A 20558-nucleotide genomic window follows, 5' to 3' on the forward strand; every position below is an offset into this window, starting at 1 on the left:
GTTTCACATGGACGAAAAAGAAATACAATCATTTTTAATTATATCTTCTGTAGTATTACTTATTTTAATGATTACAATGATTTCTCTTTTTCTCCTTTTTCAAAAAAGAAAAAATGCCCTGCTCTTAAAAAATGAATTTGCCGAAAAGCAGTTTGAACAAGAAATTTCCAAAGCCAAAATAGAAATTAGAGAAGAAACCTTTAGAAATATTAGTTGGGAATTGCATGATAATATCGGGCAATTATTAACCTTAGCAAAAATACAGTTACAAAACAACTCCCCCATTGAGGATGTAAAAGCAACGCTTAATACGAGCCTTAAGGAGCTAAGAATTTTATCTAAATTGATTAATCCAGACGCTTTAAAAAACATGTCTTTGGAACAGGCCATAAACGATGAGATTGGCAGGTTTAACAGACTTAATTTTATAGAAGCCAACCTTACTGTTAAAGGAGATCGGGTAAAAATTGATAATAAGATTGAGATTGTATTCTTTAGAATTTTACAAGAGTTTTTTTCAAATACCATAAAGCACGCCAAGGCGACTCACCTCGATATTTTGCTGGATTACCAAACAGACAACACATTAGTTATTAAGGCAAAAGACAATGGTTTGGGGTTTAATTTAAACGAACAATGCCATTCTGGTATTGGATTAACTAACATAAAAAATAGAGCTAAATTGGTAAATGCAGATGCTACTATTTTATCGGTACCTAATAAAGGAACCGAATTAACCATTACATTTAAACTTTAAATATGGAGACACATACCGTAGTAATTGTTGAAGATCATGTTTTGTTATCTCAAGCTATAGCAAGCTTGGTAGATTCCTTTAACAACTTTAACGTACTCTACACCTGTAAAAATGGTAAAGAGCTCCTTACCAAACTAAAAACACCAGAAAATATTCCTGATATTATACTTATGGATGTTAATATGCCTATTTTAAATGGTATAGAAACCACCGAAATTGTAAGAAATGAATATCCTAAAGTTAATGTTATTGCACTTTCTGTAGAAGAAAACGATACTACTATTATAAAAATGCTTAAAGCTGGAGCTAAAGGTTATTTACTTAAAGACGTTGAAAAAGATGTCTTGGAATTAGCTTTAAACGAAACCATAAAACATGGGTATTACCACACTAAAGATGTCTCTAATATTTTGATTAATTCTTTAAATGATGATAATTCCACCAAGATTCAATTAAAGGATAGGGAAATTGAATTTATAAAACATTCCTGCTCGGAAATGACTTATAAGCAAATAGCCGAAAAGATGTTTTTAAGCCCAAAAACCATTGATGGATACAGGGACAACCTTTTTCAAAAATTGAATGTTAAAAACCGAATAGGCCTTGTTTTATATGCTATTAAAAATGGTATTTATAAGATGTAAAACTCCTGCGCAGGCAGGAATCTACCAGATAGCATAGTTGCAACATTTACAAATCAATGTTTTACGGGTTTTAACCTTAACAAAAATTATTTACAAATAAACAAACAATATTTACTTATTAATAAACAACCAAATACAGACCTGTCAGATTTTAAAAATCTGACAGGTCTCTTTTCGGCTTAGTTGGATTATATTTGTTTATACTTTAGTGTAATGAGCCATGAAGTCTTTCTGAATGACGAACTTTATCTCATACTAATTCAAAAACGGCTTTTCGTTAGCAAACAGTCCTGCTTTGTATACCTGTTTCCACTTTAAAGGAATGTTACCATCTAAAATAATGCTTGCCATAACATAGGTATGGGCTTTCCACCTTAAGCTTAAGGATTTTATATGGTTATCTACCTCGGTATAATTTTTAGTTTTAATTAAATTAATAAGCTTTACTATAAAACCGTCTTCTAATTCTAACAGATCAAAAGTATCCAGATACATTTTGTAATTTCTGTTTTCTTTAATTGCCAGCCCTAAAACTGACCAAACAGAACCTAAATTAAGACCTGACAATTCTTTATCATTAAAAATGGCATCTTTCATTTGTTTAGTAGCACCTTTTGAACTTGCAATTAAACAATGTGCGTAGTCTTTTATACTTTCAAAATTCTGAGATAGTTTATACGCTTCTTCTAAATTTCCTTTTTGAATTAAATAATAAACATAATCCGAATTGGTCTCCTTCCCTTCTATCTCACCATTTTCAATACCATTATAAAAATCTATATCCGGGTTGTTTACAATGGTTTCATAACGCCCATTTTCTTTAATGTTTAATATGCGCTTAACACGTTCTGCCTCAATGGCAATTAATTCGGCTAACGATTCATTGTTTTGCGAAACAACCTTAAAAGCATCGTAGGCCGATCTTAAATCGCCCCTTTCTATGTAAACATAAGCTGATGCATAAGCTAACCAATCATGGTCTTTCCATTTTTTATGCCCGGAAACAAATCGTTGGTTCTTTAAATCTTCATCCTCTATGCAACGCGTAGCTAAATAATAAAACGTAGCATTGTCGGGATTGTCTTGTGATAATTGTATATGTTTTTCGCAAACACTTTTATGTGTTAATGAATCTGAAAGGTCCTGCATAGCCCTTAAACTTATTGCTTCATTAGGGTTTCGACTTAAACGCGATTCTATCACTTTTGTACCCGCTTCAACATTTTTTAAATAATAAATCCAACTTAGTACATTCTTGCTGTTGCGATCGTCCCACATACTATGAGATTTAATGATTTTTTCTAAATCTTCAGAGCTTTCAATAACGGATGTTAAATTCTCAGGAGCAACATTACTATAAGCTGAAATAGCCTCTCTACGTTCCCCTATGCTTCCGGTTGGCATTGATATGGTTTCTGGTGGTTCTTCTAAAATGTAATCGGCCTTTACAGAAAACAGTTTTTTAGCACCTAAAATCTCACTGTCATTTATGCCATTTGGAGTTATTTTATAGCCATAAAAAATGGGGTTTTGTATAAAAACGGCTGCATTGGCAATATTGTAAATATAAGTATCGTGCTCGGTAAACTCAAAACTCTCATTTTCAACAATTAAACCATTAGAAGTTGTTGTTATATCGTATGTTGTACCATAATTCAACTGTATTTCTTCTTTTTCATTGGGTTCTAAACTTATCGTTCTACTATCAATATTCACATTGACATGGGTTTGCAAACCATTGTATATATAGAATGGTAGCTTTTGGGATTGACTTCCCCAAAAGATGGCTGCAAATAAAATACTTCCTGCTATTCCAAATTTTGCAGCAGATGGCACAAATCCATCGCCAGTAGCAAAACGATCCCATGCTCCTAGTTTTCTTTGAATGTTTCTTTCGCTACCGGGAACAAGTGTTTGGTAGTCTTCTGGTACACCTGTAATTGTTGGTATACTATTTAAACTTTTATTATCTAAATAAGCTTCTTTAATGTCCTCTTCGGTATCTAAAAGCAATTCTAACGACTCGTTTCTCAACTTTTCTAGCCCTCTTAATGCTAGCGACGCCCAACCACTAACGACATTTATCCAATCGTTTATATTTTCTTTAGTCGGCGATGGGAGTTTAAATTCCTCGAATAAAGATTGATAGTTTTCAACCTTCATATTTTCAAGTAATTTTGAGTCTAAATTTATTGTTTCGGAATGCTTATAAATACGTCTTAACACATTATAATATTCATTGGAAACATTTATTATATCTACTAACTCAGACGATGATACATTACCATCTGCCAAAGCTATGTTTAATACATTATTGAACTTTCTTGCTACATCATTTATATTAGAAATACTATGCTCGCTATAGTGCACTAAACCGGTAAGCTTTTTTAAATATACACCCCAATTCTTATCTATTTTTTCTGCTGATTTGTAGTGTAATGTTCTACACAATGCATCATGATCTCCTAGTTCGGTTTGCAACGTTTTGAGCTCTTTTTTCAAACCAATTAATATGTTCGGAATATCCTTTCGTTTAATCTGGTTTCCACGATGCCAAACCCGCCTTTTTTCAAGTGTTAACGATTCATTTTCGCTAATTATAAGTGCTGCTATTTCTTCTTCAAGCTCGCGTGTGTATTTTATTTTTTCGCTTATATTTTTCGGGTATATCTTTTTGAAACTTTCTTCTAAAGAAGCATCACTTATATTACTTTCAAACAGTGTTTCTGGAGACTTGAAATGCAAAAAGGCATATCTGTTAAAAAACGCTGAATGATATTTTGAATCTAAAAATGTCCAGTTAAAATACTCGTTGTTTTGATTTTTAAGCGCTTCTTCATTGTTTATTACAGTTGTCTCTACTTTAGCTGTTTTAATAAGCCTCTCCGTCATATCCTCACGATACGATTGGGCATCGGAAAACAAATCCCATGATGATTTACCATCTACCGGTTCATAAATATATACCTGCTTTGCATTGTTTTCCCTGTCTACATCTGCGGGGTGTGTAGACCACATTTTTGGTGGATTATATTTTTTTGATGTAAAAATTCTATGATTTTCTAAAGCTTCTTTAGGCAACTCCGGCGATTTACCATAGTTAGGTTCATCCAAAGTTTTTGCCATTTGCTGTATATAATTAGATTGTAGGGTATACATATCTTTAACAGCTTTTTTATCTGCCAGTTCTTCATTTAGGCAATTTATAGCATTATCATAAGCTTCATCTGCTATTTGAAGTTTGTACAGTGCATGTATCAAGGCATCACTTCCGGTTAAGGAAACAGCAACCAAGTCTGCCTGAAATTCCATTTCACGAGACAGGGCTCGTTCTGCTACAACCACAATTCTAAAACAGGTTTCTATTAAAGACCTGATAGCCCAAACTAATATGGAAAGAATCCAGCCTATCCATGCGATTCTTAAGTCTACTCTGGACAGTCCTGCAAGAAACGTATCGAATCCATCACGCTTACCGACTATTCGGGATGCTATTTGCTGTGCAACATATACATAACGTCCCAGTAACATGGAACGTTGGGCAAAGTGACCAAACTCGTGAGCCAAAACGGCCTTAAATTCTCCTAAACTGAGTACATTAACCAAACCTAAGCCAATTTCTAAATTCTTTTTAGATGGTATTAATAGATTTATAAGCGATATATCGTAAGATACGCTCGCATTTACACGGTCGGTTAAAAATACTTTATGTGGTCTGGGTGCTCCGGCCTCGTCCGCCAGTTTGTGTAAATAATCAAATAATACAGGTTCTTCCTTTTCATTGATATACTTAATTATGGGATTTTCTTCTCTTTTGTTTAAAAAGAATAAGGATTTTGCCATAAATATGGATAAAAATCCAAAGCCTACGGCCAAGAAATAATTGGAAAAATGACCATCGAAATTACTGGCATCTAAAAATAGATTGTAAGCAAGTCTGCCAAACCAAATAGTTAATCCTAAGTATAAAACGATAAAAAGTAACAGGCCAAAAACTGATAACCAAACATGTTTCGTAAAAGAAGTCGTGGGTTTTGTATAATTAGCGGGTACTTTAGCTGAAATTGGGGTGTAAAAGCTATTCATTAATTATGTATTTGTATTTAAATATAGTATAATTATTGATCTTTTTGTTTAATTATTTTTCAACTCCCGTAACAACAGCCAGAATAAAAACTTTTAACACACTGAATAAAAGACTATTATACTAAACAGATGTTTTTTTTGTTAATACGTAGTACTACTTACAATTTTGAGTTCTCAAAACTGAATTTTCCTGCCAAGCCTTTAGCGTGACTAATAAAAAAAGTCCCGCCAAGGCGGGACTTTAAAAATTGAAATAGCCAGTTTTATCTAGTTTTATTTAGTTCCATTTAAAAATTTAGGTTTCAATACTAACATGGCCCATCCCCAATTTTGAATATCAGAAGCTGCAGCTTCTGTAATACCTTTTAACTCATACATACCATCTGCTGGGAATAAGTGTGAATATCCAACAACTAAGGCATAGCCTTTAAACTTCTTTTTGAAAACCAAATCTACCTCTGTTCCTAATGATTTTTCACCGCTAGGTAAATCTTGTTCTCCACTAAAGTTTAAAACCTTAACCATAAGGTTTGATGTATCGGTAAATTTAAAGTTTGCGCTTGCATGTACATCAAATAAACCAATAGAATTTGCATGGTTTCCTACGTAGAAATAATCCATGAATCCGTTAAATTTATGATTGGTTCCGTATAACGGGAAGAAAGCTCCTGTTTCTCCAGGATCGGCATCGTTTCCGCTAATCATTTCAACACCAGCTCCTAAAGTAACTTTAGGTGATACTTTATACGTTGCATCCAAACCTAAAAGATACGCTCCTTTTACATCTACATCTGTTTGTCTTTTTCCAGTTTGTATAAATGCATTTGCAGCTAGACCAAAACTTCCTTTTTTATATTTTAAGTGTGTTCCTAATGTTTGTAAATTGTTTACGCCATCGATAGGATCATTATTAGTATCTAATTTTTGGAATCCGTTATTCATTAACAATAAACTTCCTGTAAAGTTTTCCCATGCTTGTTTTACATATAGCATCTGCATGGTTTTATATGAAAAGAAACCTCTTGTACTATAAGCCGTTCCCGTTGAAACAAAGCCTGTTGGATGTGAATAATCTTGATTAAAGGCTGCAGCAAAATCAAGCATAAAATTACCTTTTTTATACTTAAGTAATGCAGCATCGTGGTTACGACCTTGTTGCGCCCAATCTAATCCCCCTAAAATACGTTGGTCGTCGTAAGATAGTACCTGACGTCCTAATTTTGTTGAAAAACCTTCTCCTAAATTAATTTCTGCCCAAGCCTGAAAAACAGCAAATGAGTTGTTTTGGTCGTAAGGTAAAATTTGTCTGTTTTCACCCCAAACCATAACATCTTGTAAACTTATGTACACTTTATAAGCATCTATTTTATACCCAGCATTTAAACGTATTCTTGTAGATATACCATACCCAGCATCTGCATCGTCTGCGATTAGGCTTCCAAAACCATTACGATATTCAGTACGTGGGCGAAATTCGCCATCTAGTGTAAATTGAGCTTGAGCAAATTGAATTGTTAAAGCTAAGATGGTTAGTAATAAATATTGTTTTTTCATTATTAGTTGTTTTTAAGTTTGTTTTGAATTTAATTTTACTTTCAAATTTAGGTTTGTCAAATTTAAAAAGACAAAAACATCTTATTTATGACAAATCTCATATAACCTAACTTTTTAAAAGTTATGGTTTTTTGAATTATTTTATTGGTTAATGTTCTAAAAAGTCTATTAAATGCTTTCTATATTTATAATAGTTTTCGTGTTCCAGAACAGCTTTTCTTGTTCGTGGTCTTTCAAAATCTATTTCCAATATATCTCCTATTTTTGCTTTTGGACCACTGGTCATCATTACTACACGATCTGCCAGAAAAATAGCTTCATCTACATCGTGTGTAATCATAACCGCAGTAATTTTTTCCTTGTTCCAGATTTCAATAAGAATATCTTGAAGCTCCCCTCTTGTTAAAGAATCCAACATCCCAAAAGGTTCGTCTAACAATAACACCTTGGGTTTTATAGCAAAAGCTCTGGCAATACCAACACGTTGTTGCATCCCCTGAGATAATTCGGATGCTTTTTTATTAAAGGCATCTTCTAATCCTACTTTTTGTAAATAGTATTTTGCGATATCGTTACGCTGTGCTTTGGTAGCGTCTGGGAACACCTGATTTACACCCAGTAAAACATTTTGAAGCGAAGTCATCCAGGGCATTAAACTAGGAGATTGAAAAATAACACCTCTATCGGGTCCAGGTCCTTTAATATGATTTCCCAGAACCGATATATTACCTCCAGAAATAGCATTAAGTCCGGCTATCATAGAAAGCATGGTTGTTTTACCACAACCAGAGTGCCCAATAATAGTTACAAACTCCTCTTTCATTATTTGAAGGTTTAAATCTTCCAAAACGGTGTAATCACCTTTGGGCGTTGGGTACACTTTTTTAATGTTAATTAGATCCAACATAACTCTGGAAGGGTAAACAATGCCATTCTCTGCTTGGATATCTGTTGCTTTATAATCTATAGTTTTCATACTTATTCGTTTTTTTAAAAGCGTCCAACAAAGCTTTTTGGGGTTAAATCTGGTAAAACGTATTCTTCTTGAGACTCCGACTTACGCTCATTCCCAATATCCATTAAATACTCAATTATAGCATTTCGAGTTTGCTTGTAATTAGGGTTATCGTTCATCTCTGTTTTATCTCTTGGACGTTCGATATCAATTTTAAACTCTGGTCCTAATGTAGCATTTGGCCCCGGACGCAACGGAATAATCCTGTCTGCCATATAAATCCCTTCATCAACATCGTTGGTAATTAACAAAGCAGTACGCTTGTCTTTATTCCATATATTCAAAATCTCGTCTTGCAAATTCCCACGGGTTAAAGCATCCAATGCTCCCAAGGGTTCATCCATAATTATCATTTCGGGTTTCATGGCCAATGCTCTTGCCACGGCAACACGCTGTCTCATTCCTCCAGATAATTCTTTAGGACGTTTGTTTATAGCTGGTGTTAAGCTTACCATTTCTACATAGTTTTTAACAATGTCGTTTAAAACAGATTTTTTCTCTTTTGGAAAAGCTTCTTTAACTGCCATATATACATTCTGTCCTACTGTTAACCATGGAAGCAATGAGTAATTTTGAAAAATAACACCTCGTTCATGACTGGTACCAACCACTGGTTCCCCTTTAAACAATACTTCGCCACTAGTGGGTAGTAATAAACCATTTATTAGATTCACCAAGGTTGTTTTTCCACTTCCTGTAAACCCTACTATAGCTACAAACTCTCCTTCATCAATAGATAAGTTGATGTTTGAAAGCACCTCAGTAGCATAATCGCCTTGACCGTAAGTTTTACATATATTATTTAATTCTAGATAAGCCATTTTTTGTTGTTTAATTGTTATTTGTTGATTTGTCGATTCGTTTATTTGCTAAATTCAACAAATAAACGATTCAACGGTTCAGCGATTCAACATAATTATATACCATCATTCTTATTAAACGACACCATATTTTGAACGGTCAACATCAATCTATCTAATAAAAATCCGATGATTCCTATAACAAACATGGCAACGATTATTTTCGAATTCGAATCGTTAGCACCATTCTGGAATTCTTCCCAAACAAAAGATCCTAACCCTGGGCTTTGCGCCAATAGTTCGATAGCGATCAATACCATCCATGCTACCGATAAGGTAATACGTAAACCAGTAAATATTAATGGTAATGACGATGGCAGTATGACTTTAAATACCTTTTGGAATGCTCCTAATTTTAAAACCTTAGCAACGTTAATGTAGTCTTTATCTACCGATGCTACACCCATGGCCGTATTTACCAATGTTGCCCACATAGAGCATAAACCAACACTAATAAACGAGATAATGAATGCACTATCCGAATTTGAATCTTTGGTCATGGTTTTAACAATCATGAACACTAATAACAACCAAACTACTGGAGATACAGGTTTAAAAATCTGTATGAGCCAGTTAAAAGAACTTCGAAGTGTTTTACTCAACCCAATAATAATTCCAATAGGAACAGCAATTAACAAGGCTAATAGAAATCCTGCAAATACGGTTTTAAGGCTTGTAAATATTTGATCGACAAACGATGGTCTTCCCGTATAGGTTATAGGATCTTTACCATCTGCAATACGCTTGGCATTTAAAGCAGCTGTTTTTTCTTTAAAAGCTGCCTTGTCTGCACTAATAATATTATGGTCTCTAAGCAAGGATCTGTAAGATTCCCAAACTTGTACTGGAGAAGGTAATGTGTTAGGCTGGCAACTAACATCGCCTGAAGCAATACATGCTGCCATAGCGTCTGCTTCTGCTTGCCCCTGCTCTGTTAAAGCTTTATTGATCTTGTACTCTGCTTCAATATTATAGAGCTTCTTAGCGCCCGCATGCCACAGCCCTATAAATAAAATTATAGAAAGAATAGGTACGACTACTTTACGCAAGAAATCTCTAAAATCTTCCTTTTCTAATTTGCCTGTAAAAAGTGCTTTTAGTGTGGAAAAAAAGCCAAGACCTATAAACTTGGTTACTTTGTTTAATGTTACACTCTGCTTCATGGCTCTATAGATTTAATAGTTTTTGTTATTAGTTTTTGTTTAAGGTGAATTTCTGTTTAAACTGATTTTATTAAATCGAGTTGTCATCTTTATTTCCTATAGTAAAGCTGTTTATATAGCCTATAGGATCTTTGGCATCGTATGAATTGCCATCAATAAAATCAGTAGTTGCTGGTTTATAGCCATCGGTATTTGGAATATCTGATGCTGGAATTTTTCCTTCGGATACTAAAATATCGGCTGCTTTTTTCCAAATATCCGGACGATAGATATCTTTAATGGTTTCTTCGTACCATGTTGCTGGTTTAGATTCTGGTATTTGTCCCCAACGACGCATTTGAGTTAAGAACCAGATACCATCTGAATAAAACGGATATGTTGCATGGTATTTATAGAATACATTAAAGTCTGGCATCTCGCGTTTATCACCTTTTTCGAATTCAAACGTTCCTGTCATGGAGTTTGCTAATACCACTTCGTCTGCACCAACATACTGTGGCATAGAAAGTATTTTAACAGCTTCTTTTCTGTTTCCTGGTTCGTCTAACCATTTACCCGCACGAATTAAGGCTTTTGTTACTGCTACTGCTGTATTTGGATTTTCTTCGATAAACTTTTTAGTCATTACAAAAACTTTCTCCGGATTGTTTTTCCAGATATCGTAATTCGTTGTTACCGGTACCCCAATTCCTTTAAACACGGCTTGTTGGTTCCATGGCTCGCCTACACAGTAACCATAAATAGTTCCTGCTTCTAAAGTCGCTGGCATTTGTGGTGGCGGTGTTACAGATAATAAAACTTCTGCATCAATTTGTCCCTGTACGTTTTCGGCTGTGTACATACCAGGATGAATACCTGCTGCTGCTAACCAATAACGAATTTCATAATTATGTGTTGATACCGGGAATACCATACCCATTTTAAACGCTTTTCCTGAATTTTTATATTCTGTAATTACTGGTTTTAAAGCGTCTGCTTTAATAGGATGTATTGGTTTTCCATCTTCGCCTTTTGGTACGTTAGGTTTCATTTTAGACCACACATCGTTAGATACTGTAATACCATTACCGTTTAAATCCATAGAAAATGGTGTCACTAATTCTGCTTGTCTACCAAAACCGGCACCAGCAGCAATAGGTTGACCTGCTAACATATGCGAACCATCTAACTGACCATCAATTACCCGATCCAGAATGTTTTTCCAGTTCGATTGTGCTTCTACGGATACGAATAAACCTTCGTCTTCGAAAAAACCCTTTTCTTTAGCAATAGCTAAAGGTGCCATATCTGTTAGTTTAATAAAACCAAATGTTAACTGTGGCTTTTCTATTTCTAAGGTTGGAGTCGCTAGAGCAGCAACCTCCTCTTTGGCTTTCTTTTTTTCTTTTCCTCCACAACCAACTAGTAGTAAAGAAAGTGCTACAGCATACAATGTTTTTGTTATTAGTGTCCTCATAATTTAATTCTTTTAGATGATTACTAAGTATAAATACTTATTTTTTGACAAATATATAAGTACAAACACTTATCGCTCATGATTAACAGCATATGCGTAACACTTTTTACACCATAACAAAACCTGCTAAAAAACAGGTTAGCATAATAAGAGGCTGAAAAACAACAATTTAAAATATACTTAATTGGGATAAAGTAGACGGATAGCTACTAATTAATACTAGGTATTTAATGAAAAATTTTTAGTGAAAGCCAGAAATATTCAATATATTAGTAACTATCCGTCAAAAAAACTATTGGTTTTTTTCCAATTGTTTCATCCATTCGGTTTGAGATAAGCCAATATATTTCTTATTGGTACCATATGGATCTTCACCACCTTTAAAGTATGCCTGAATAACTTTCATTGGGATGGTATCTTTTAATTCTGTTGGAACATCGTATTTGTGGTTTCCATGAAAATCGTGGCACTGTATACAAGTAAACCACTCTTCTTTTGCAATGAGGTCTTTATGAGATATATCCAACGGATCGTTCTCAACAACCAGATCTCCATGGCAATTCATACAATAATCAATTGATGCTACGGTTACGCGTTCTTCATGGTGTTCAGAGTGGCATGTAATACATGTAGTTGCGTCGATATTTTTTATCGCTTCTTTAAATCTGGGTTCAGAGAAGCGATGATTAGGATGCCTGTCATTTGGTCTATCGTGACATTCTAAACAATTGGTAACCGTAACATCTTGAGTTCCGAAATCAACACCGTTTTCTCTGGTGCCGACAGCATGAGATATATTTGATTGTATTTGTTGCATTAGGTTCCCTTTGGCATCTGCATGACATGCCACGCAAGTTAAATCCTGATGTCCTGCATTCATAGGGCCTATAGATCGATATGATTCTGAGGTATCCAACGTTAAAAAATAGAATAGCAAAACACCGGATACTAAACCTATAATACCTCCTATATACTGTCTTTGTCTTAACGAACCTACTTTAAACATATGATTAAATTTTAGATTCCCAGTTTTACTGAAACATAATTTGATTATGTTCAAAATAAGAGTTCATCTCACTCCAGGGAATTACTAATAAAAATTTCTTTACTTCTTAGTACTTTAGTCAGACCTGTCAGGTTTTTAAAAACCTGACAGGTCTCAATTGATCATAAAATCAAATTATTAAATACTTTTTATGTATCATCACAGTACTTTAATTCTATTACGATTAAACTTCAATTACAACCTGCTCGCTTGCCGGATAGCTCACACAGGTTAAAATATGGCCGTTAGCGACTTCACTTTCAGAGAGTAAATGGCCTTCAACCATTTTCACTTCTCCAGAAACACATTTTGCTTTACAGGCAGAACACATACCAGATCGGCATGAATAGGGTAATACAATATTATCGGACATGGCTTGCCATAATATGGACTTATCTCCCCTAACCTTCATTTGATGCGATTCTCCATTTACTTTTAAGGTTACATCGCTTATAAGGTCTTTGCCCGATAGCTTTATTTCCGGACTTTTAAATACTTCTACTTTAATTTGTTCGCGGGAAATACCATTTGTTTTTAATAGTTCCTTTATTTTTTCCATATACCCGAAAGGCCCGCAAATCATATAGGTATGATCTTCATATTTAAGCTCGTGCTTTAAAAAGATACTATCCAACAATGTCTTATTTGCCAAACCTGCATGGTAGTTCTCCGCTTCTTTTATGTTTGTAGACAAAATATGTTCGACACAAAATCGATCCGGGTATTGCTTTGCTAAGGCTTCTATTTCATTATGAAAAATAATAGACTCTATATTCTGATTGGCAAATACCAATAAAATTTTAGAATGAATTTCTTTTACCAAAACGGCTTCTATTATGGAATAAATAGGCGTTATACCGCTTCCTCCTGCAAATAGAACATATTGTTTTTTTAATTCTGGTCTGGGCTCTACATAAAACGATCCGGTGGGTTTATCAATTTCTAATTTATCCCCAATTTTAAGATGGTCGTGTACGTAGTTAGACACTAAACCTTTTTCAACCCGCTTAATGGTTATTTTTAAATCCTTCTCTGTGTATGGGTTACTGCTAAATGAATAAGCTCTTTTATGTACCACATTATCGATAGGCACATGAATTGTTAAAAATTGCCCCGGTTTGTAGGATACCTTCTTAAATAAATTTCCATTTTTAAAACTCAGACTTACCGAGTCTTTGGTTTCTTTTATAATATCTTTTATCTGTAGTTTCATATGCGTTAATATTTATTTATAATAGAAAACCGCTCCTATATGGAAAAACATGAGTATGGATACTATTATGGAAAATGCCACATGAGCAATCATCCATCCTTTAAACAGCCAATCACTATTATTTTTAATAACATCCAGATTGATATAACCTAACAGGGCGTTTGAAAGGAATACATAGGATAATAAAAGCAAATATCCATACCCCAGATGCATACTATGTGCATAAAAAAACACAGGGCTTAAAGCACCAAGCCATTTATGCATTGTTGCCATTTTTATTGAGTAAGGCCGCCATTTATTAATAACTCTAGTTACGGTTAACAACCATTGGCATGTTATTAATAAAGCAATCGCTAATCCAGACCAACGTTTATACATTTCGTCTTGTTGGTTTTCTAATAACCAATTCCATTCCAGTTGTAAAAAATACTGAAGAAAAAAAAGCGCTAGAAAAGCTACACCTAAAATGGTGGACTTGTTGCTTGTTACCATAAACTAATGTTAAATTCTGAGAAAATCCTGAAACCAACTATTTGGGGCGAAATCATAAAATAAGCTCCAACCATGCTAAACCTAGGCTTGTTGGTTTCAGGTTTCATTATTAACTCCTCAATTTCAAATACCTAAATCTATATCTTATATTATCGCTTCCTTGTAGTTTACTTTGGTTATTCGACTATATGAAAAACGACAATTTGAACCTCCTTGGTAAACCCAAAGGGTATTTTATAATCTGATTTGCTTTTCATTACAACCAGTCCATAACCGTAAATAATATGGGGCATTAGTTATGGACATAATTGTAACTAACAAAAACTAAACTTACTATTTCGCTGCTACTAAATGCTTCATTGTTTCGTAAGACGATAGCTTTTTAACACTATCTAGAAAAACTTCTGCTGTAGGCAAATAGTTTCCTTCTTCCGGCCATTTATCTCCAATAACCGGTTTTTCGCTTTTTTCAAAAGCTTCTATTTCATCCAGATATTCCATATAAATATCTACTGTACCTTTTGCATAAGAGTTTAATACTGCTACGGTTTCTTTATAGCTTAACGAGTCCTTAGGGTATTGCCATGTTGTAGCTCCCATAACATCTCCAAGCTTCCAATCGCTTTTTGCAGTTTGAGCATGATCGTTATGGCAAGTCACACACGCACCCGCACTTGCTAAATCGACAAACATGGCCGTGTGTAACTTTTGGTCGTCATCATAGAAGAATTGAGGCTTTTGGTCTTTTTTGATCTGCTCGAATAAAACAGCTTGTTGTCCTTCAAATTTATTAGCGGCATTAATAGGAAAGTCAGACCCTAGGTAAAGTCCCAGTGGCACAGGACTTTTCTTGATACTTGTTGCTACACCTCTTAAAAATAAAGCTGGTAACGGTCCTGCTTCAACATCATCTTTTCTCCAGTCTTCATCAAACTTCATCCCCTGTTTCTTTCCTTTTCCAACTATGGCCTTTGTATATAGGGTACGTGTAACATCATTTTCTTTTGCTACCATTTCGAGTACTTCTTCTACCGAAAATGCTTTCTCTGTACCTGCTGAAGCTTTTTTATCTTCTGGTACGCCGCCACAGGAAAAAAAACAACTCATGGTAATAGCTATGATACATATAACACTATAAATTTTTATAATCTTTTCCATAATCTTACTTTTAATGGTTTATAGTTTAACATATGAAGCGCGTATCATAACATCTGCCATAGTGTTATATACTGTTGCCCAAGCCTCTTCTACTTCTGGTGTAAAAGCATCTCCCAAGCCTGTTTTTAAGGTTTTTAGCAACGCTTCTCCAACTGTTTGGTAATGGAACTCCTCTACCTTATAGTCTAAATGACGTTTTCCCAAATCTTGTAAAATCGGTATTAAGGCGTCTAAGTTGTTCAATCCTGCTACGGCCGATCCCAGCATAGACATTAACTTATTACCCTGTATTTTCATGTCTTCGTCACTATTGGGAAATAATGATTGCAAGGCCGGATCCAATTCAAACAGTTTAGAGTAAAATATTTCGGCAGCTTCCGGTGCTATTGGTTTTACCTTTTCAAAAGAATCTTGTACAAGAGTAATTGTTTTTTCTTCCATAATCCATATAGTTGTTTTGTTATACATTATACTTACAAACTCATGTAAGTATTAATACTTAAATACAAAGCAAAACTACTACGACTCTATTGGAATAAAAATGGTTAATAACAGAAGAAAACCTCTTTTTAGAACAGTTTAAAACCTAAAAAAACAACATAAATAAAACTGCGTTTACAACAGGTTTTATTTTAGATTTCAACCTTAACCGAAATATAATAAGGAAAGACACTAATTTCACGAATTATCACTAATTGTAACAGATACTAGTTGTTTACTAAAAAATAAAACAAGTTTATTGATTAGTAAATAAAGTTTGTAAAGGTAAGTATGGGGGAATTTCCATCATATTGAGATTTTATTGGTGTTAATTCGTGTCTTAACACCTCATGATTAGCTGTCTAAGAAAAAGTTATGCTCGCTAATCTCTTTTTTAAGAAGATTGATATTTATAATACCTATTTTTTTACCGCTGGCAGATATAAGCCCTTCCTTTTTTAAAGTTGAAAATACCCTAATAACCTGTTCTTCTGAAGTACCCGCATAATCGGCATATTCTTTTCTGCTTAACGGAAGGTTTAAAAACCCTCTAACATCGCCAAACTTTCTGTGTATATAAAGTAAGGTGTCTACTACCCGTTCCCGAACCGTCATTTGAGATAACGACTTCACTTTAGATTCGCTTCTATTAAGCTCATTGGCATAAAAAAGCATTAAATCGTATGTAAACTCAGGAGTTTTATGCAAGGTTTCCTGTAAAATATTTTTTGAAAAATAACACAATGTAGTATCTTCTATAGCAATAGCTCCAATAGAATAATACTCCTCTGTACCAAAACCACGATGTCCTATAATCTCACCTTCTTTAGCAAACCTAACGATCTGCTCTTTTCCATTAATTCCTGTCCTGAATACCTTAACAGTTCCTTTTAAAATGAAAAACAGCCCGGTTACATGTGCACCTTCAATAATAAACTGTTGTCCTTTTTTACATTTAATATTATTCTTATGATCGGGGAAATTTGAACTTTCTAAAACTGGTAAATTTCTTTTTATTAAGCAGTTAGAATTATCGCATGAACTGCAAGTTACACCAGACAACAACCTTGCTCTTGACTTAGCGTTATATGTTGTTTTTTCTCTGGCTTGCATATTTTAAAAGTATCTTTTAAGATTAAAAAATCTTTTGGTCTTTAAAACAAATATAAGTATTAATACTTATGTTTTTAACCTAGACATGCACTTTTGAGAGATAACCAAAAATCGCTATTCAAATTCACAAGTAGGTAATTTCGGTTATGGATAATTATCATATTCTCAGAATAAAACGTTAATAATAAATTAAAATTGGAAAAGAGTTGTTTTAACCCTCCGAATTCCGATTTCATCGGAATCCACCTCCCTTTAAAAAAGGAAGAAACTCGTTTAGTTGGGAGCTCAACTTGAGCTCTAAAGCAAGATTTACGTTAATTTTTATTTAGTAGAAACGACCTGCTCCTTTTTATTTCTAACAGCTGCTACAACAGCCACAAGGATCATAAATACTGCTAAAACGTAAACAAATGACGGTATAGGCAACGGGTCTCCTGCTGCATAACTATGTAAACCGGAGAGATAATAGTTTACACCAAACGACGTCATTATAATAGCCCAAAAGGCAAACATACTGGCTACATTAAGCACATAACTGTTATTTAATTTTGGAATAAAACGTAAATGTAAAACAATGGCATATACGATAATGCTTATTAGTGCCCAGGTCTCTTTCGGATCCCACGCCCAATAGCGTCCCCAAGATTCGTTTGCCCAAACACCACCTAAAAACGTTCCTACTGCCAATACAAACAAACCAATCGTCATTGCTATTTCGTTAATATAAGTAAGCTCCTTGATTTTAATATCTATAATGGCTTTTGTTTTGGGTGTTTTAAAGATTAAGAGCAACAATGCCATAAGCCCCAAAATAGCAGATAAAGCCAAAGGCGCATAACTACTCACAATAGTAGCCACGTGAATTTTTAACCAGTACGACTTTAATACGGGCATTAAATTGGTTATTTCCGGACTTAACCAATCCAAATAACTAACAAGCAGTAAAGCTCCTGAGAATAGCGTTGATAGAGGCAACGCAAAATCTGATTTCCTAAATGTAATTAGTCCGCATAATACCAATACCCAAGCTACAAAAATGAGCATTTCATATCCATTACTCCAGGGCGCATGTTGTGCTACAAACCAACGCAGCAAAATATTTCCTGTAAAACATAAAAAGGACACCAATGTTAAAATAATAAATATATTATTTAAAACCTCTGTCCATTTTTTCTGCGAAAACATTCTAATAATGGCTAAAACCAACAGAACAAAACCTAAGGTAAAAAACACCTGAAACAGCCAGAAGTTTATATTTGCTTTGTTATACCATAACTCAGCCTCAATACGCTCTGGTGTTGGTATAACCTCGGCACCTAGAACCTCTTGATACTTTTTAATATATTCTAGTTTTTCGTGAGCGCTCTCATAGTCATTAATAGCTATGTCATTAAAATATGTCGGGATAATTGTTTTTGCAAACTGACCATCTTCATCTGGAAAATCCTTAAAATGATGTGTATAACTAAACCAAGTGTTATTAGCATCATTTTTGTTAGGGAAAACTTTCAGGTAATTCCCTATAAAAACATTGTAAAGAATATTGAAACGTTCGTCAATTTTTAAAACTTCTTTATCAAACTCATTACGCTCCGAGGGTTTCTTTTTATTAGCCGCTTCAACTTGACTGGTTAACATGTACGCATCGTTTTCATCTAGCAAATTGGTAAAGGCTATTAAGTTGTTTTTACCTTTAGGAATGTTATTGAACAGGGTTCCTGTTTTAGCAAAATCTACTTTTATAATGGGTACGCGCTGCCATACTTGAGGCAACATGTGCATGGCCAAAAAGGTTTGGTTGGCATCTAGCACTATTTTTTTATTATCGAGAGGATAAGTGAATTTAGATTTTCTGGAGATTTTTCTAAGAAATTCCGATGCCAGAGTGTTTATAGGTTTTATACGCCCATCTAAATCCTGTACCAAAAGCCTGCCGAAGAAATCGGCATGATTTTTATCAATTTCCTGACTTTCTAAAGCCTTTTCAACTGCTATAGTTAACGAATCTGTTGGCGTTTGTGTAAAACCATAGGTTGCGCCAAAAAGAAGCAGACAAGCCGTTACAACAGATTTCTTTTTGAGTTGTTTTAATTTTTTATTGATGAATTTAAATCTTGAGTTTTTTCCAAAAAAGGTAAAAAACATACCAACGATCATTAACAAATACCCTAAATAGGTTACATTGGTGCCTAGCCAATCGTGGTTAACAGAAAGTACAGTTCCTTTTTCATCGGTATCGTAACTGGCTTGAAAAAAACGGAAGCCTTCATAATCTAGAACATTATTCATAAAAATTCTGAAAGGTGTTTTCGTGTTATTATCTAGAATGGTAACCTCGCTAGCATAAGCCGAAGGACTTGAAGACCCAGGATATCTTTCCAATTGAAAATCGTCTAACTGAATTGAAAAAGGTGTTTTTATAGCTGCTGCACCATAAGAAAGCACGACTTTTGTTCCATTAATTTCTATATCGTGGTGCGTCGGTAAAAAGCCTTGCCTGTATAGAATATTTACGGGCTGTTTTTCACCATCAACAGATACGTTAACAATTAACGCATCATCTTTAGTTTTATCGTTGTCCTTAGGTTTATCTGACACACTTTTTAATTGAAACTTTCCTTTTTCGTGATAAACCAGTGGCACAAAAGAAATATCGCCATCTCTATATAAAGTTCTTAATGTAATGGGCTGCAAGCTATCTTTAACAACTTTCCCTGCTTGTTGCGAAGACATGATAAAAAAGTCTAAATCGTGCGGTGTTTTAATACTAAATGCGCCATCCTTTTCTAAAATATTAATAATGCCTTCCTTATTGGAATTAAAGCCTATTTCATGTTGATGTTGACCTATCTTTTCAATTTCACCTTTTTTAAGGTACACTGTATTTCTACCATTACCAACGGTTACAACCATTTCTAAAAGCGGTTCGCCCGAAACACTATCGTTAACTATTTCTGGAACAGCATCTGCAATAAAGTTATTATATGAAATAATGATAGGCTTATCATTAAAACGCGTTTCTATAGTAAAGTCATTATTACTTATAGGTGTAAACGCTAATTTTTCTTTTACGGTCTTGGTAGTGGTGCCATCACTTATGGTTGCCGATAAAAAATTGGTATCAGATATTATGATGTTAGATGATGCGCCCTCTCTAATCCTCATAATACCTCCATAAGAGGAATATCTTGTAATACCAGCCCCTAAAATAATAACAATAAAGGCTAAGTGAAACAATAATGTTGCCCATGCTTCTTTACGCAATAAATTATATTTAAAAATGTTAGCTACAAACGAGATAGCTAGTCCTGCCATAACAACTTCGAACCACCAGGCATCATAAATAGCAACCCATGCAGTTGCTGTACCAAAGTCATTTTCTACGAAGGTGGCAACTGCCATGGCAATTGCAAAAACTAACAATAGCAATAATGCTAAACTTGATGATGATAGTAATTTATATAATTTTTGCATGAGATTATCTTAAAAAAGAAGAGGCTGTCTCCAAAAGTAAGTACAATG

General features: G+C 34.3%; 15 protein-coding genes. 2 read left to right on the top strand and 13 right to left on the bottom strand.

What is annotated here, in order from left to right; genetic code table 11:
- Positions 1–7 precede the first annotated feature (7 nt).
- Positions 8–757, top strand: a complete 750-nt coding sequence (locus tag C1H87_RS02255; protein ID WP_102754261.1) for a sensor histidine kinase — start codon at positions 8–10, stop codon at positions 755–757.
- 2 nt (positions 758–759) lie between these two features.
- A complete protein-coding gene (locus C1H87_RS02260) occupies positions 760–1401 on the top strand; it encodes a response regulator transcription factor (RefSeq protein ID WP_102754262.1) in 642 nt (213 codons plus the stop codon).
- A gap of 255 nt (positions 1402–1656) precedes the next feature.
- On the opposite strand, the gene C1H87_RS02265 is transcribed toward C1H87_RS02260, so the two are convergent.
- The 13 genes from C1H87_RS02265 to ccsA form a co-directional block, all read right to left on the bottom strand.
- Positions 1657–5487 carry a M48 family metallopeptidase gene (locus tag C1H87_RS02265; RefSeq protein ID WP_102754263.1) on the bottom strand — a complete coding sequence of 1277 codons (3831 nt, stop codon included), beginning with the start codon at positions 5485–5487 and terminating at the stop codon, positions 1657–1659.
- A 273-nt stretch (positions 5488–5760) separates the two neighbouring features.
- Complete coding sequence (locus C1H87_RS02270; protein ID WP_102754264.1) at positions 5761–7041, bottom strand: alginate export family protein; 1281 nt, start codon at positions 7039–7041, stop codon at positions 5761–5763.
- A gap of 148 nt (positions 7042–7189) precedes the next feature.
- Positions 7190–8017: an ABC transporter ATP-binding protein gene (locus C1H87_RS02275; protein WP_102754265.1), complete on the bottom strand. Its 828-nt coding sequence runs from the start codon at positions 8015–8017 to the stop codon at positions 7190–7192.
- A 14-nt stretch (positions 8018–8031) separates the two neighbouring features.
- On the bottom strand, positions 8032–8877 hold the full coding sequence (locus C1H87_RS02280) for an ABC transporter ATP-binding protein (RefSeq protein ID WP_102754266.1): 846 nt from the start codon (positions 8875–8877) through the stop codon (positions 8032–8034).
- Between the two features lie 95 nt (positions 8878–8972).
- A complete protein-coding gene (locus tag C1H87_RS02285) occupies positions 8973–10079 on the bottom strand; it encodes an ABC transporter permease (protein WP_102754267.1) in 1107 nt (368 codons plus the stop codon).
- Between the two features lie 70 nt (positions 10080–10149).
- A complete protein-coding gene (locus tag C1H87_RS02290; RefSeq protein WP_102754268.1) occupies positions 10150–11535 on the bottom strand; it encodes a CmpA/NrtA family ABC transporter substrate-binding protein in 1386 nt (461 codons plus the stop codon).
- Between the two features lie 292 nt (positions 11536–11827).
- Positions 11828–12541 carry a cytochrome c3 family protein gene (locus C1H87_RS02295; RefSeq protein ID WP_102754269.1) on the bottom strand — a complete coding sequence of 238 codons (714 nt, stop codon included), beginning with the start codon at positions 12539–12541 and terminating at the stop codon, positions 11828–11830.
- A 223-nt stretch (positions 12542–12764) separates the two neighbouring features.
- Complete coding sequence (locus C1H87_RS02300; RefSeq protein ID WP_102754270.1) at positions 12765–13793, bottom strand: ferredoxin--NADP reductase; 1029 nt, start codon at positions 13791–13793, stop codon at positions 12765–12767.
- 12 nt (positions 13794–13805) lie between these two features.
- On the bottom strand, positions 13806–14285 hold the full coding sequence (locus C1H87_RS02305; protein WP_102754271.1) for a hypothetical protein: 480 nt from the start codon (positions 14283–14285) through the stop codon (positions 13806–13808).
- A gap of 333 nt (positions 14286–14618) precedes the next feature.
- On the bottom strand, positions 14619–15443 hold the full coding sequence (locus C1H87_RS02310) for a c-type heme family protein (RefSeq protein WP_102754272.1): 825 nt from the start codon (positions 15441–15443) through the stop codon (positions 14619–14621).
- 18 nt (positions 15444–15461) lie between these two features.
- Positions 15462–15884, bottom strand: coding sequence for a globin family protein (locus C1H87_RS02315; RefSeq protein ID WP_102758147.1), 423 nt, complete (start codon positions 15882–15884; stop codon positions 15462–15464).
- A 393-nt stretch (positions 15885–16277) separates the two neighbouring features.
- Positions 16278–17036: a Crp/Fnr family transcriptional regulator gene (locus C1H87_RS02320; protein WP_102754273.1), complete on the bottom strand. Its 759-nt coding sequence runs from the start codon at positions 17034–17036 to the stop codon at positions 16278–16280.
- Positions 17037–17357: 321 nt separating this feature from the next.
- Complete coding sequence (gene ccsA, locus C1H87_RS02325) at positions 17358–20510, bottom strand: cytochrome c biogenesis protein (protein ID WP_102754274.1); 3153 nt, start codon at positions 20508–20510, stop codon at positions 17358–17360.
- Positions 20511–20558 lie beyond the last annotated feature (48 nt).

This window comes from Flavivirga eckloniae (assembly GCF_002886045.1).
Classification (GTDB): domain Bacteria; phylum Bacteroidota; class Bacteroidia; order Flavobacteriales; family Flavobacteriaceae; genus Flavivirga; species Flavivirga eckloniae.